Source organism: Roseococcus suduntuyensis (assembly GCF_014196305.1).
Taxonomy (GTDB): Bacteria; Pseudomonadota; Alphaproteobacteria; order Acetobacterales; family Acetobacteraceae; genus Roseococcus; species Roseococcus suduntuyensis.
In genome coordinates this window covers 180,880-194,025 of record NZ_JACIDJ010000002.1, presented here as the reverse complement: position 1 = coordinate 194,025, position 13,146 = coordinate 180,880, and the positions used below count along the sequence as shown (strand labels likewise).

At 69.7% G+C, this 13,146-nt stretch carries 11 protein-coding genes; 4 read left to right on the top strand and 7 right to left on the bottom strand.

What is annotated here, in order from left to right; all coding sequences use genetic code 11:
• Positions 1-38: 38 nt before the first annotated feature.
• Together greB and GGQ83_RS07355 are read left to right on the top strand one after the other, a co-directional pair.
• The gene (gene greB / locus GGQ83_RS07360) at positions 39-506 is read left to right on the top strand and encodes a transcription elongation factor GreB (protein WP_207017983.1); all 468 of its coding nucleotides are present in this window, start codon (positions 39-41) and stop codon (positions 504-506) included.
• Positions 503-1,675 (top strand): MFS transporter, encoded by a 1,173-nt coding sequence (locus GGQ83_RS07355; protein ID WP_184383138.1) that lies wholly within the window; start codon positions 503-505, stop codon positions 1,673-1,675. The genes greB and GGQ83_RS07355 overlap by 4 nt, the downstream gene beginning before the upstream one ends.
• On the opposite strand, the gene GGQ83_RS07350 is transcribed toward GGQ83_RS07355, so the two are convergent.
• A complete protein-coding gene (locus GGQ83_RS07350; RefSeq protein ID WP_184383137.1) occupies positions 1,620-2,462 on the bottom strand; it encodes an alpha/beta fold hydrolase in 843 nt (280 codons plus the stop codon). The two genes, GGQ83_RS07355 and GGQ83_RS07350, sit on opposite strands and share 56 nt — an antisense overlap.
• Entirely contained in the window at positions 2,459-3,328 is an 870-nt protein-coding gene (locus GGQ83_RS07345) for a DMT family transporter (RefSeq protein ID WP_207017985.1), read from the bottom strand. The genes GGQ83_RS07350 and GGQ83_RS07345 overlap by 4 nt, the downstream gene beginning before the upstream one ends.
• Positions 3,329-3,435: 107 nt before the next feature.
• Here GGQ83_RS07345 and GGQ83_RS07340 point away from each other — a divergent pair, with 107 nt between their 5' ends.
• Positions 3,436-5,781, top strand: coding sequence for a xanthine dehydrogenase family protein molybdopterin-binding subunit (locus GGQ83_RS07340; protein ID WP_184383136.1), 2,346 nt, complete (start codon positions 3,436-3,438; stop codon positions 5,779-5,781).
• A gap of 27 nt (positions 5,782-5,808) precedes the next feature.
• Here the strand turns inward: GGQ83_RS07340 and GGQ83_RS07335 are convergent, their stop codons facing one another.
• Positions 5,809-6,669, bottom strand: coding sequence for an isocitrate lyase/PEP mutase family protein (locus GGQ83_RS07335; RefSeq protein ID WP_184383135.1), 861 nt, complete (start codon positions 6,667-6,669; stop codon positions 5,809-5,811).
• A 161-nt stretch (positions 6,670-6,830) separates the two neighbouring features.
• Here GGQ83_RS07335 and GGQ83_RS07330 point away from each other — a divergent pair, with 161 nt between their 5' ends.
• On the top strand, positions 6,831-7,934 hold the full coding sequence (locus GGQ83_RS07330; protein WP_184383134.1) for an alpha-hydroxy acid oxidase: 1,104 nt from the start codon (positions 6,831-6,833) through the stop codon (positions 7,932-7,934).
• A 66-nt stretch (positions 7,935-8,000) separates the two neighbouring features.
• Here GGQ83_RS07330 and GGQ83_RS07325 read toward each other — a convergent pair whose 3' ends face one another.
• From GGQ83_RS07325 to dctP, 4 genes are all read right to left on the bottom strand, one after another.
• Entirely contained in the window at positions 8,001-10,130 is a 2,130-nt protein-coding gene (locus GGQ83_RS07325; RefSeq protein WP_184383133.1) for an acetate--CoA ligase family protein, read from the bottom strand.
• A 123-nt stretch (positions 10,131-10,253) separates the two neighbouring features.
• Positions 10,254-11,540: a TRAP transporter large permease gene (locus GGQ83_RS07320; protein WP_184383132.1), complete on the bottom strand. Its 1,287-nt coding sequence runs from the start codon at positions 11,538-11,540 to the stop codon at positions 10,254-10,256.
• A complete protein-coding gene (locus tag GGQ83_RS07315; RefSeq protein ID WP_184383131.1) occupies positions 11,537-12,016 on the bottom strand; it encodes a TRAP transporter small permease in 480 nt (159 codons plus the stop codon). Before GGQ83_RS07315 ends, GGQ83_RS07320 begins: the two co-directional genes overlap by 4 nt.
• On the bottom strand, positions 12,016-13,041 hold the full coding sequence (gene dctP / locus GGQ83_RS07310) for a TRAP transporter substrate-binding protein DctP (RefSeq protein ID WP_184383130.1): 1,026 nt from the start codon (positions 13,039-13,041) through the stop codon (positions 12,016-12,018). The genes GGQ83_RS07315 and dctP overlap by 1 nt, the downstream gene beginning before the upstream one ends.
• Between the last annotated feature and the right edge of the window lie 105 nt (positions 13,042-13,146).

Here is a 13,146-nt window from a genome sequence, read left to right as displayed (position 1 = left end):
AAGGCCCGCCCGGCCTTCCCCCCGGCACCCCCTTTTACATGACGCCCGCGGGCCACGCGGCGCTGACGCGCGAACTGCATGAGCTGTGGCATGGGGAACGCCCCAAGGTGGTCGAGGTCGTCTCCTGGGCCGCGGGCCTGGGCGACCGCAGCGAGAACGCCGACTACCAGTATGGCAAGCGCCGCCTGCGCCAGATCGACAGCCGCGTGCGCTTCCTCCGCCGTCGGCTGGAGCGCGCCGAGGTGGTGGATGCCGCGAAACAGACACGGCGCGACAAGATCTTCTTCGGCGCCACCGTCACCTATGCCCGGATGGACGACAGCGAGGTGACGGTCACCATCGTGGGCATGGAGGAGGCGGATGCGACGCAGGGCCGAATCTCCTGGGTTTCGCCCGTGGCGCGTGCCCTGTTGGGCAAGACGGTGGGCGATGTCGTCAAGCTCCGCACCCCCGCTGGCCCCGAGGAGATCGAGGTGGTCGCCATCGCCTACCCTGCCGCGCCATGAGCAAGGCTTTCGTCATCGCCATCCTGGGCACCACCCAGACGCTCGCCTGGGCCGGCAGCTACTACATCCCGGCCATCCTGGCGGGGCGGATGGCGGATGAGCTGGGGGTGAACGCCTCCACCATCTTTGTCGCCTTCTCCTGCGCCCTGCTGCTGACGGCCTTCCTGGGGCCGCGCGTGGGCCGGGCCATTGACCAGCATGGCGGGCGCGCGGTGCTGATGGCTGCCAACCTGGTGCTCGCCACGGGGCTTGGGGTGCTGGCCATGGCGCAGGGGCCGGTGCTGATGTTCCTGGGCTTCGCCGTGCTGGGCATCGGCATGGCGATGGGCCTCTATGATGCGGGCTTCGCCGCGTTGGCGCGTATCTATGGGCGCGATGCGCGGGGGGCCATCACGGGCATCACCCTGATCGCGGGCTTCGCGAGCACGGTGGGCTGGCCCGTCACGGCCTGGATGCAGGCGGAATTCGGCTGGCGCGGCGCCTGCGCGGGATGGGCGCTGGTCATGCTGCTGCTGGCCCTGCCGCTCAACGCGCTGCTGCCGCGTGGCACGGTGCGCGCGCCCGAGGCGCAGCCCGCGCCCCCCCCCGACGCCGAGACGGCGCGCCGCACCCGCCGCGCGGCTTGGCTGATGGCCTTCATCTTCGTCTCGGGCGGGTTTTCCGCGTCAGCGCTGGCCGCGCATCTGCCGGGGCTGCTGGTGGCGGCGGGTGCCACGCCCGCCGCCGCCATCGCCGCCGGCGCGCTGATGGGGCCGGCCCAGGTGGCCGCGCGGGTTTTCGAATTCACGCTGCTGCGGCGGGCGCACCCGCTGCTCTCGGCGCGGATCGCGCTGACCACGCATCCGCTGGGCGCCGTGCTGCTGCTGATCTTCGGCGGGCCGCTGGCCGCGCCCTTCGTGCTGCTGCACGGGGCGGGGAACGGCATCCAGACCATCGTGCGCGGCACATTGCCGCTCGCGATCTTCGGGGCGGCCGGCTATGGCGCGCGGCAGGGGCTGGTGGTGGCGCCGGCCCGCTTCATGGGGGCGCTGGCGCCGGCGCTGTTCGGCTTCGTGGTCGAGGGCTATGGCGCCCATGCGCTGTGGCTGACCATCGCCCTGTCGGTGATGGCCTTCATTGCGCTGTTCTTCCTTCACGTCGCGCCAGAATCGAAAGAAGTGCGGCGTTGAATTCTTCCGCCGCCTCATAGGCCACCCAATGGCCGGCGGCGGGGATGACGGCCTCGAGCATGGAGGGGTCCCGCGCGCGGATCACGTCCAGCCTGGCGGCCACGTTCGGGTAAGCCACCGCGTCGAACTCGCCCCAGATGCCGTTGAGCGGCGCGCTCACCCGCTCCAGCGCATCCTTCAGGGATGTGCCCGAGGCGAAGCCCCGGCTGCGGAGGCGGGCGTGGTTGGTGTGCCAGTCCTGGATGGCGAGCGCGGTGGCGTCGATCTTCGCCGGGTCATGGAACATGAGGCGCTTCAGGTTCTCGCGGTTGGCCTCGACCCGCGCCACGCCCTGCTTGTCCCGCACCTTCAGCAATTCCAGCGGCGGGCGCGCGAGGCCGAGCGAGGCCGCCCCCACCAGCGTCAGCGTGCGGATATGCTCCCCCTCCAGCGCCGCCAGCTGCCCGCTGACATTGGCGCCGAAGGAAAAGCCCGTCAGGTGGTAGCGCCGCTCGGGCCCCAGCAACTGCGCCAGCCCATCGCGCAGCGGCAGCGCGGCCGATTGCGGCGTGGCCTCGCCGGGGGGCATGGCGCTCTCGCCCAGTCCCGGGATGTCGGCCGCCAGCACGCGGTAGTGGCGCGAGAGCGGCCCCACATTGCGCGCCCAATGCCGCCAGCTGCCCGAGCCGCCATGCAGCAGCACCAGCGGCGTGCCCTCGCCCCAGCTGCGCCAGACCACATGGCCATCGCCGCAGGGGGTTTCGTGGCGGATCGCGGCGCGGTCGAGTTCGATGATGTCGGGCGTCATGCGGGGGTACTCCGTCCGCGCCGCGCCTCGACGCGCGCGATCCAGCTGGTGGAGAGGAAGATCACGGCGGCACCGGCCAGCGTGGTCGTGGTCGGAATTTCCGAGAAGGCCAGGTAGCCGAGGCATGCGGCCCAGATCAGGTCCAGGAACTTCACCGGCTGCGCGGCGGAGATGTCGGCGATGCGATAGGCCATGGTCAGCATCCAGTGGCCCAGGCTGCCCAGGGCGCCGCAGAGCAGCACGATGCCCCATTGCGCGAGGCTCGGCCATTCCCAGAGCCACAGCGCCACGGGCAACGTGAACACGGCCACCGTCAGCGACTGCCAGGCGACGATCACCTGGGGCGTGTCATGCCGCGTCAGCGCCTTGGCGATGAGGAAGGACGCGGCAAACAGGGGTGCGGAGGCCAGCATCAGCAGGGCATGGTGCCCGCCCGTGCCGGTGAAGCTGGGTGCGACCACCACCAGCACCCCCAGGAAGCCCAGCAGGGCGGCCGCCCAGCGCTGCCAGAACATGCGCTCCTTCAGGAACAACACCGCGCCCAGCATGATGAAGATGGGCCCGGTGAAGCCGATGGCGGTCAGCGTCGCGAAGGGGATGTGCGGCAGGGCCGAGAACCAGAAGAACAGCGCCGCCGTATGCGCCACCCCTCGCCAGAGCTGCCCCGCCATGGCCCGCGGCACATAGGCGGCGAGGCCCGCCTGGATGATCCAGGGGATCATCACCACCAGCCCCGCGCCGTAGCGCAGGAACTGCACCTGGAAGGGGGGAAGCTCGCTCGCCAGCACGCGAAGGTTCAGGTTCAGCAGGGCGAAGGTGAAGCCCGCCCCCGCCGCCAGGATCATGCCGTTGAGGGTGGGCGTCATGCGGGAAGGGGCGGCGGAACCATGGTGTTGAGCGTGGCGCGACGGGCGGCCTTGCGGAAGCCCCCGTGGTGCCTACCATCTGTGTGACCCTTGCATGGATGACAGCGATGCCGGACACCAACCTGCCCTTCGACCCGACGCGCCTGAAATTCGGCATCGGCCAGCCCGTGCCGCGGCAGGAAGACCCGAAGCTGCTTCAAGGGCAGGGGCGCTACACCGATGACGTGGCGCTGCCGGGCCAGCTTTACGCCTGGGTGTTCCGCAGCCCCTATGCGCATGCCAAGGTGCTTTCGCTGGATGTGAGTGCCGCGCGCGAGGCGCCGGGCGTGCAGGCCGTGATCACGGCCGAAGACCTTGCGGACTACGGCGCCATGACCTGCGCCATGCCGCTGAAGAATGCCGATGGCTCGCCCTTGCGGACCACCCACCGGCCCGCGCTGGCCTCCGACCGGCTGCGCTTCGTGGGCGACCCCATCGCGGTGGTGGTGGCCGAGACCCGGGCCCAGGCGCGCGATGCCTCCGAGCTGATCATGCTGGACGTGGACATGCTGCCGGCGGTGACGGAGGCCTCGGCCGCCGCCGCGCCGGATGCGCCCCTGCTCTACGACGACATCCCCGGCAACAGCGTATTGGACTTCGCCTTCGGCGATGCCGCCAAGGTGGCCGAGGCCTTCGCCGCCGCCGCGCATGTGCAGAAGCTCTCCATCCGCAACAGCCGCATCGTGGTGGCGGCGATGGAGCCGCGCAGCGCCATCGGCGAATATGATGCCAATGAGGGCCGCTTCATCCTGCATGTGGGCTGCCAGGGCGTCTTCGGACTGCGCAACCAGTTGGCCGATGACATCCTGAAGCTGCCGCGCGAGAAGGTGCGCGTGCTGACGGGCAATGTGGGCGGCAGCTTCGGTATGAAGGCCAATGCCTATCCTGAATACCTGCCGCTGCTGCACGCCGCGAAGCAGCTGGGCCGGCCGGTGAAGTGGACCGATGACCGCAGCGGCGCCTTCCAGTCCGACCAGCATGGCCGCGACCACGAGGTGGTGGCGGAGCTGGCGCTGGACGCGGAGGGCAGGTTCCTGGCCGTGCGGCTGACCAGCTACGCGAATATGGGCGCCTATCTCTCGACCGTGGCCCCGCTGATGGGCACGGGCAACTTCGTGAAGAACGTGCAGTCCAACTACACCATGCCGCTGATCGAGGTGCGGACGAAGAGCCTGCTGACCAACACCACCCCCGTCTCGGCCTATCGCGGCGCGGGGCGGCCCGAGGGCAACTACTTCATGGAACGGCTGATCGAGGAGGCCGCGCGCGAGATGGGCAAGGACGCCGTCGCGATCCGCCGCCTGAACCACATCCGTCCCGACCAGTTCCCCTACGCCGCGCCCACCGGCAGCGTCTATGACGGGGGCGAGTTCTCCGCGATCCTGGAGGACGCGCTGCGCGCCGCCGACCACGCCAATTTCGAGACCCGTCGCGCCGAATCCAAGGCGCGCGGCAAGCTGCGTGGCATCGGCGTGGGCAATTTCCTTGAATGCACGGCGCCACCCATGAAGGAGCAGGGCGGCATCCGCTTCGAGAAGGATGGCACCGTCACCATCATCACCGGCACGCTGGACTATGGGCAGGGCCATTGGTCGGCCTTCGCCCAGGTGCTGCACCAGAAGCTGGGCGTGCCCTTTGAGGCCATCCGTCTCAAGCAGGGCGACAGCGACGAGTTGGTGGCGGGCGGCGGCACGGGCGGGTCCAAGTCGCTGATGGCCTCGGGCGCCGCCATCGTCGAGGCCTCGGCGCTGGTCGTGGAGAAGGGGCGCGTCGCCGCCGCGCATGTGCTGGAAACGGCGCCGGCCGATATCGAGTTCGAATGGGGCCGCTTCGTGGTGGCCGGCACCGACCGCGCCATCGGCATCATGGAACTGGCCGAAAAGCTGCGCGAAAGCCACAGCCTGCCCAGCGAGGTGCCGTCCAGCCTGGACGTGACGCATGTCTTCGACCAGGCGCCCCAGGCCTACCCGAACGGCTGCCATGTCTGCGAGCTGGAGGTGGACCCCGACACCGGCCACGTCACCTTCCTAAACTATGTGGCGGTGAACGACTTCGGCGTGATCGTGAACCCGCTGCTGGTGGCGGGCCAGGCGCATGGCGGCATCGTCCAGGGCATCGGCCAGGCGCTGCATGAGCGCGTGGCCTATAGCGAGGAAGGCCAGCTTCTCTCGGCCAGCTTCATGGATTACGGACTGCCGCGCGCCGATGACCTGCCGGCCTTCCAGCTTTCCTCGCGCGAGGTGCCCTGCACCACCAACCCGCTGGGCGCCAAGGGCTGCGGCGAGGCGGGCTGCGCCGGCAGCCTGCCGGCCGTGATGAACGCGCTGGTGGAGGCGCTGCGGCCCGTGGGGGTGAACCACCTGGACATGCCCGCCACGCCGGAGGTGATCTGGCGGGCCATCCACAAGGTGTAGCCGCGCGGCCGGCTCACGCGCCGGGCATCAGCCGAGGAAGCGCCGCGCCTTCTCGGCGTAGTCCGCCTCGCGCATCGCTGCCTCGCGCAGTGTCTTGGGCGCCGTGCCGCCCACCTGCGCGGGCGGTGTCCCTTCGCGCAGCGCCTTCAGCGTGGCGTGGATGGCCTGGATCGCCGCCTGGAAGGGCAGATGCCCCTGCAATGCGATCCGCACGCCGCGGCTGGCCAGGTAGTTTCGGTCGCTGATCTCGTCCGACAGCGTGCCCAGAACCAGCGGCAGCTTCGCCTCGGCCGCCAGCGCGTCCAGCTCCGCGCGCTTGGTCACACCCGTGAGGAAGATGCCATCCGTGCCCGTGTGGTTGTAGGCGCGCACCCGCGCCAGCGCATCTTCCAGCCCTGTGATGGAAACGGCCCCCGTCCGCGCGAAGATGACGAGCGAGGCATCATCACGCGCCGCCACCGCCGCGCGCATCTTGGCCACACCCTCGTCGAGGGGAATCAGCACGGGCTTCTCCGTACCGAAGGGGCGGGGCAGGGCGGTGTCCTCGATGGAGAGCGCGGCGACCCCCGCCACTTCCAGCTCCTCCACCGTGCGCATCACGTTCAGCGCGTTGCCGTAGCCATGGTCCGCATCCACCACCAGCGGCAGGCGGTTGGCCGCGCGGTTGATGCGCCGCGCCTGTTCCGCGAATTCGGTCAGCGTCAGCAGGATGATGTCGGGCGCGCCCAGCACGGCGAGGCTGCCCGTGCTGCCGGCGAACATGCCGAGTTCATAGCCCAGATCCTCGGCGATCCGCGCCGCCACCGGCTCATGCACCGAGGCGGGGTGGACGCAGTCATGCCCCTCCAGCACAGCCCTCGCCGCCGCGCGCCGCTCACTCCACCGCATCGCATGTCTCCTGACCTTGTTCGGACATAGTGCGCCGCCCAGAGCAGATCGCACATGGCTGGAATCAGCCATTGCATGAATCTGCCCGCAGTGATGCGGCCAGAGCGGTTTTCACTCCTGTGAAAACCGCTCTAGCCTCGCCTGGAAACGGGAGGTGCTCCATGAGCGAGAGGCTGAATTCCAACGAATTGGATGGCGGCAGGTATCTGGTCCTGCATGAGTTCGTGAAGGCGGCGAAGCAGAAGCTTAACGCGAACATCTGGGACTACCTGATCGGCGGCACCGAAACGGAGACCACGCTGGCCCGCAACCGCATGGCCATTGACACGGTGGCGCTTCGGCCGCGCGTGCTCAACGATGTTTCGAAGGTGGACACGGGCGTGGATTTCTTCGGCCACCGGATTCGCCTGCCGGTCTTCCTCGCCCCCGTGGGCTCGCTGGAAAGCTTCGAACCCGGCGGCGGCGCCAGCGTGGCGAAGGGCGCCGGCGATTACGGTGTGCCCTACATGCTCAGCAGCGTGAGCAAGCCCGGCATGGAGGAGACGGCCGCCGCCGGGCGCGGCCCGCGCGTCTTCCAGCTCTATGTCCGTGGCGGCGATGACTTCGTGGACGACCACGCGAAGCGGGCCATCGCCGCCGGCTACGACGCCTTCTGCATGACGGTGGACACCGCCCATTACAGCCGCCGCGAACGCGACATGGCCAAGCGCTTCGTGAAGACCTGGCGCGCGGCCAACACCGGCATGGACCACCAGGCGGCGCTGTCCTGGCGCGAGGTCGCGCGCTTCAAGGAGAAGCACAGGATCCCGCTGATCCTGAAGGGCATCGGCACCGGCGAGGACGCGGCCATCGCCTGCGAGCATGGGGTGGACGTGATCTACGTCTCGAACCATGGCGGGCGGCAGCTGGATGGCGGGCGCGGCTCGCTCGACATCCTGCCCGAGGTGGTGGAGGCCGTGGCCGGCCGCGCCAAGATCATGGTGGATGGCAGCTTCAGCCGCGGCACCGACCTGGTGAAGGCCGTGGCGCTGGGTGCCGACTGGGTGGGGCTGGGGCGCCTCTACCTCTACGGGCTGGCGGCGGAGGGCGCCTCGGGCGTGGCCCGTGTGCTGGAAATCCTGGAGGACGAGACCACCAAGGCGCTGGGTCTGACCGGCGTCAACAGCTTCGGCGAATTGACGCGCAAGCATGTGCATATCGGCGCGCCGCCGGTGGTGTTCCCGAACGTCCACAGTGCCTTCCCGCTGCTGCGCGAAGGGTACTGAAACCTTGCTGCGCGGCTGATTCACGGCCCCGGTGAAACCCACCGGGGCCGATCAGACGCGATGGCTTCAGCCGTTCAGCTTCATCAACCCGTCCACCGCCACGCAGCCATCCGGGCGGCAGACCAGCGGGTTGATCTCGGCTTCCTCCAGCCGATCTCCGGCCGCGGCGGCGAAGGCCGAGAAGCGGGCGATGGCGTCGGCCACCGCCTGCACATCCACCTTCGCCGCGCCACGGAACCCGTCCAGCAACGGCCAGGCCTTGAGCCGCTTGAGCATGGCCAGTGCCCCCTCGGGCGAGACGGGCGCCACTTCCAGCGCCACATCCTTCCACAGCTCGGCCTGCACGCCGCCCAGGCCCACCAGCACCATCACGCCGAACTGCGGGTCACGCCGTGCGCCGAGGATGAGCTCGACGCCCCGCGCCTCCATCCGCTGCACCAGCACGCCATCCACGCGCGCGCCCGGCGCATGCTTCGCCGCACCCTCCTTGATGCGCGCGAAGGCCGCGGTGACGGCGCCGGCGTCGCCCAGGTTCAGTTGGACGCCACCCACCTCGGTCTTGTGGGCGATGTCGGGGCTGTCCACCTTCAGCACCACCGGATAGCCGAGGCTCTGCGCGGCTGTCGCGGCGTCCTCGGCGTTGGCGGCGCGCAATTCGCGCACCACGGGCAGGCCTGCCTCGGCGAAGGCGGTCTTGGCGGCGGCCTCCATCAGCGTCTGTTCGCCGGCCGGCAGCTTCGCGGCGGCGGCGCTGGCAGCGGCATCAGGCGTCGCGGGCGCGGGCTTCGGGTCATGGTGGTGGAACCACAGCCTGAGCGCATTCATCATCCGCCGCATCGAGCGGAAGAGCACCAGGTTGGGCGAGACATCCGCGGCCTCGGCGCCCGGCCCCTCCAGGCTTTCAGGCACCCAGGCGATGCAGATGGGCTTGCCGGTCGCGGCCGCCATCGGCTCCATCGTCTTCATCCGGGCCGGCGTCGCCCCGGGGGCGGGGTTGTGATAGACCACGGGGAAGACGACGGTGGCGTACTGGTCGTCGTTCAGCATCGCCAGCATGCAATCCTCGAAATATTTGGGATTGGTGGCGACCTGCGCGGTCATGTCGCAGGGGTTCCGGGGGCTGCCGAAGTCGGGCAGCGTGGCGCGGAAGATGGCCTCGGTCTGCGGCGCCGGCTGGGGCAAGGCGAGGCCCGCGAACTCGGCATGGTCGGCGGCCATGATGCCGGCGCCGCCCGAGGGAGTCAGGATGCCCACGCCGCGCGCCTTGGGCGCGCCGGCCTTGGCGAAGAAGCCCGCTGTCTCCAGCAGCGCGTCGAAATCCTCGACCTCCAGCATGCCGGCGCGCTCGAAGCCGGCACTCCAGGCGGCCGTGCTGCCGGCCAGGCTGCCCGTGTGCGACATGGCGGCCTTCGCGCCGATCTCGCCGCGACCGAGCTTCAGCACCACGATGGGCTTGCCGGCCTGGCGCGCCAACTCGCCCAGTTCGAACAGGCGCCGCGCATCGCGCAGCCCTTCCACCGCCAGCGCGATGGAGCGGCATTCGGGCATGGACAGCTGGAAGGCCACGAGGTCGCACACATCGAGGTCGGTGGCATTGCCGGCGGTGGCCATGTGGCACATCGCGAAGCCGCGCTCGGCCGCCTGCATCAGCGCATAGCCGAGCGCGCCCGACTGGCTGACCACGCCGACACCGCCCGCGGGCGCCGTCATCTTGAAGTAGTCGGGCATGAAGGTGGCGCCCGCGCGCTGCGTGTGGTCGCAGAAGCCCAGGCAATTGGCGCCGAGCAGCGGGAAACCCAGGGCGCGCGCGGTGTCGCGCAGCTCCTGTTCCTCGACCGCGCGCTCGGGCAGGTCCGTCTCGCCATAGCCGGAGGCGTAGAGCACCGCACCGCCGCCGCCCTTCTTCGCCAGCGCCTGCACGGCGGCCATCACGCCGGTGCGGGGGAGGGCGATGACGGCCGAATCGGGTGCGCCCGGAAGCTCGTTCACCGAGGCGTAGCAGGGGCGGCCATGCAGCTCCTGCCCCGCGTATTTCGGGTTCACGCACCACACCGGCCCGTCGAAATTCGCCATGTTCTGCACGGTGCGCGCGCCGAAGCCCGTGGCCTCGCCGGAAACGCCGATCACGGCCAGGCTGCGGGGGGCGAGAAGGCGCTTCAGACTGCGCGGGTCGCGCAGGGCTTCGGTGGCCGGCATTGCGGTTTCCTCAACTGCTGTTGCCCGTATTCCGAAGCGAAATCATGCGCTCGGCAACCCCCCGGCGCGCCTGTCGAGCGGCCGTTTCACGCCTTGGGCGATTCCGCCTAGGGCGACCCGTCGCTAAAGCATTCCCATGCTGCGCGGCAGCCACAGCGCGATGCCCGGCAGCGCGATGACCAGCGCCAGCGCCGCCAGCATGGCCAGCACCATCCAGCTCACCCAAGGGATGGTGGTCTGCATGGAGACGCCCGCGATGCGGCAGCTCACCATCATGTTCACCGCCATGGGCGGCGTGAACTGCCCGATCGCGATCTTCATGGTGAGGATGACGCCGAACCAGGTGGGGTCCCAGCCGAAATGTTGCGCGATGGGCAGCAGCAGCGGCAGCAGGATGAGGAAGATGGAAATCCCGTCCAGGAACATCCCCACCACGATCACCAGCACCACCAGCAGCGCGAGCGTGCCGTATTCGCCCAGGCCCAGCCCCAGGATGGCCCCCACCACCGGCTGCACCATGCCGAGGGTGGAGGTGGCCCAGGCGAAGACCGTGGCCAGCGCCACCACCATCAGGATGACGGCGGAGATCTCGCCCGCCTCCACCAGGATTTCGTAGAGGTCGCGCAGCGTGAGGCTGCGATAGATCACGAAGCCCACGAACAGCCCGTAGAACACGGCCATGACCGCGGCCTCGGTCGGCGTGAAGGCGCCGATGCGCATGCCGCCCAGGATGACCACGGGCGCCATCAGCCCCCAGAAGGCCTCGCGGAAGGCGCGCCACACGGAAAGCCCGCCCCGGTCGGGATTGCGCCCGCCGAAGTCGCGCCACCAGGAGATCAGCAGGATGGGCACCAGGATTGCGACGCCCGCCAGAAGGCCGGGAAACAGCCCCGCCATGAAGATGGCCGGCACCGAGACGCCCGGCACCATCACCGCATAGATGATGAAGGCGATGGAGGGCGGGATCAGGATGTCCACCGCCGCCGCCGCCCCCACCACGCTCGCGATGAAGGGGCGCGGATAGCCGTCGCGCACCATGCCATCGGTCATCACCTTGCCCACCGCCGCCGCCGTGGCGGGGCCGGAGCCCGAGATGCCCCCCATCACCATCGCCACCAGCACCGAGACGGACGCGAGTGCCCCGCGCCCCGCCCCCACCAGCGTGGTGGCGAAGCGCACCAGCCGCAGCGCCACCCCCGCGCGGTCGAAGACGCAGCCCACCAGGATGAACATGGGCAGGGCGATCAGCGGGTATTTCGCGATGCCGGCATAGACGTTGGTGGGCATGGCCATCATCGCCTGGTCGGACAGCACGATGGCGGCGGCGCCGGCGAGGCCCAAGGCCACCCCGATCGGCACGCCCCCCAGCAGCATGACCAGGAAGGCCGCGAAGAGAATGCCGCCCGTCACGCCGCCTCACCCCGCAGCAGCCGCCAGATGCGCCCGGCCGCGCGCCCCATCACCAGCAGCGACAGCAGCGGCAGCCACACCGAATACAGCCATTGCGGATGTCCGAGCCCGGGCGAGAGCGCCTCGAAGCGATACTCGTCCCAGGCCATCAGCCCGCCATACCAGGCGAGCAGCGCGAAGCAGAAGAACAGCAGCGCCATGCCCGTGACCTCGGCCCAGCGCTGTCCGCGCGGCGAGAGCTTGCCCGTCAGCCAGTCAATGCGGATGTGCCGGCCGGTGGCGGTGGCCAGCGCCGTGCCCACCAGTGCCACGATCACGATCAGCGCCACCGAATATTCCTCGGTGAAGGCGAGCGAGACGTCGGTCAGATAGCGCGTGACCACATTGGCCAGCGTGATCAGCGCCATGGCCCCCATGCCCGCCGCCAGCAGCACCCGCTCCAGCGAGAGCGGCAGGCGGGTGCGCGGTTCCTCCATCAGGACAGCGCGCGGATGGCGGCCTCGGCCTTCTGCACCAGCCCGGTGCCGATGCGGCTGGCCCAGCGCTCATGCACAGGCCGCAGCGCCTGGGCGAAGGCGCGCTTCTCCTCCGCGCTCAGCACCGTCACCTCCACGTTGCGGCGGCGCAACTCCTGGAGTGCGGCGTCATCCGTGCCCGGAATGCCCAAGCCCGCGCGCGCCAGGCGGATGTTGTTCGCCGCCGCCTCCCGCGCGCAGTCGCGCAACAGCGCCTGATCCTCGGCGTTGAAGCTGTTCCAGACGGATTTGGAGACGCCGAAGATCAGCGCGTCGTTCACGTAGTTCCAGATGGTCATGTGGCGCTGCGCCAGCGTGTCCATGCGGAAGGCGAGGAAGAGGTTGACCGGGTTCTCCTGCCCATCCACCGCGCCGGAACTCAGCGCGGGCTGGAGGTCCGCGAAGGACATCTGCAGCGGGTTGGCGCCCATCCCTGTGAAGATGTCGTTGAAGATGGCGCCGGCGGCGAAGCGGATCTTCAAACCGCGCAGATCGGCCGGCGTGCGGATGGCGCGGCGCGAATTGCTGATCTCGCGGAAGCCGTTCTCGCCGAAAGCCAGGCCCACCACGTCGCGCCCATCCATCACCTGCATGATGTCGCGGCCCACCTCGCCATTGATCAGCGCGTCGAAGGCGCGGTGGTCGGGCATCAGGAAGGGAAGCTGGAAGACGCCCGCCTCGCGCACCTGGGGGGCGATGTTGATGGTGCTGAACACGCACATGTCGATCACGCCCTGGCGCATGGCCAGCAATTCGCGCGTCTGGTCCCCGCCCACGAGCTGGCTGCCGGGATAGACGCGGACATTGATGCGCCCGCCGCTGCGCTGCGTCACCAGTTCGGCCCACTGGAAGGCGCCCTCGGCGAAGGGGATGGGCCGGTTGCCCACCACCGAGAGCTTATATTCGGGCCGGTAGGTCTGCGCCGTGGCGATGGCGGGGGCGGCCAAGCCGGCCGAGGCCAGCAGCAGGCTGCGACGTGTGGTCATTCGGGCGGTCCCTCCAGGACGAGTGCGGCTTGCGCCGTCTGTGTCCCCGCAGAATGATGAACCCAAGGGCGCCCGGCAAGCGCCCATGTATGGGAAGGGATGGAT

Excerpts from the sequence above, each read along its gene's own strand:
- GGQ83_RS07330 (WP_184383134.1), top strand. The coding sequence starts at position 6,831 with ATGAGCGAGAGGCTGAATTCCAACGAATTGGATGGCGGCAGGTATCTG.
- greB (WP_207017983.1), top strand. The coding sequence starts at position 39 with ATGACGCCCGCGGGCCACGCGGCGCTGACGCGCGAACTGCATGAGCTG.
- dctP (WP_184383130.1), bottom strand. The coding sequence starts at position 13,041 with ATGACCACACGTCGCAGCCTGCTGCTGGCCTCGGCCGGCTTGGCCGCC.
- GGQ83_RS07355 (WP_184383138.1), top strand. The coding sequence starts at position 503 with ATGAGCAAGGCTTTCGTCATCGCCATCCTGGGCACCACCCAGACGCTC.
- GGQ83_RS07340 (WP_184383136.1), top strand. The coding sequence starts at position 3,436 with ATGCCGGACACCAACCTGCCCTTCGACCCGACGCGCCTGAAATTCGGC.
- GGQ83_RS07315 (WP_184383131.1), bottom strand. The coding sequence starts at position 12,016 with ATGGAGGAACCGCGCACCCGCCTGCCGCTCTCGCTGGAGCGGGTGCTG.
- GGQ83_RS07335 (WP_184383135.1), bottom strand. The coding sequence starts at position 6,669 with ATGCGGTGGAGTGAGCGGCGCGCGGCGGCGAGGGCTGTGCTGGAGGGG.
- GGQ83_RS07350 (WP_184383137.1), bottom strand. The coding sequence starts at position 2,462 with ATGACGCCCGACATCATCGAACTCGACCGCGCCGCGATCCGCCACGAA.
- GGQ83_RS07345 (WP_207017985.1), bottom strand. The coding sequence starts at position 3,328 with ATGACGCCCACCCTCAACGGCATGATCCTGGCGGCGGGGGCGGGCTTC.
- GGQ83_RS07325 (WP_184383133.1), bottom strand. The coding sequence starts at position 10,130 with ATGCCGGCCACCGAAGCCCTGCGCGACCCGCGCAGTCTGAAGCGCCTT.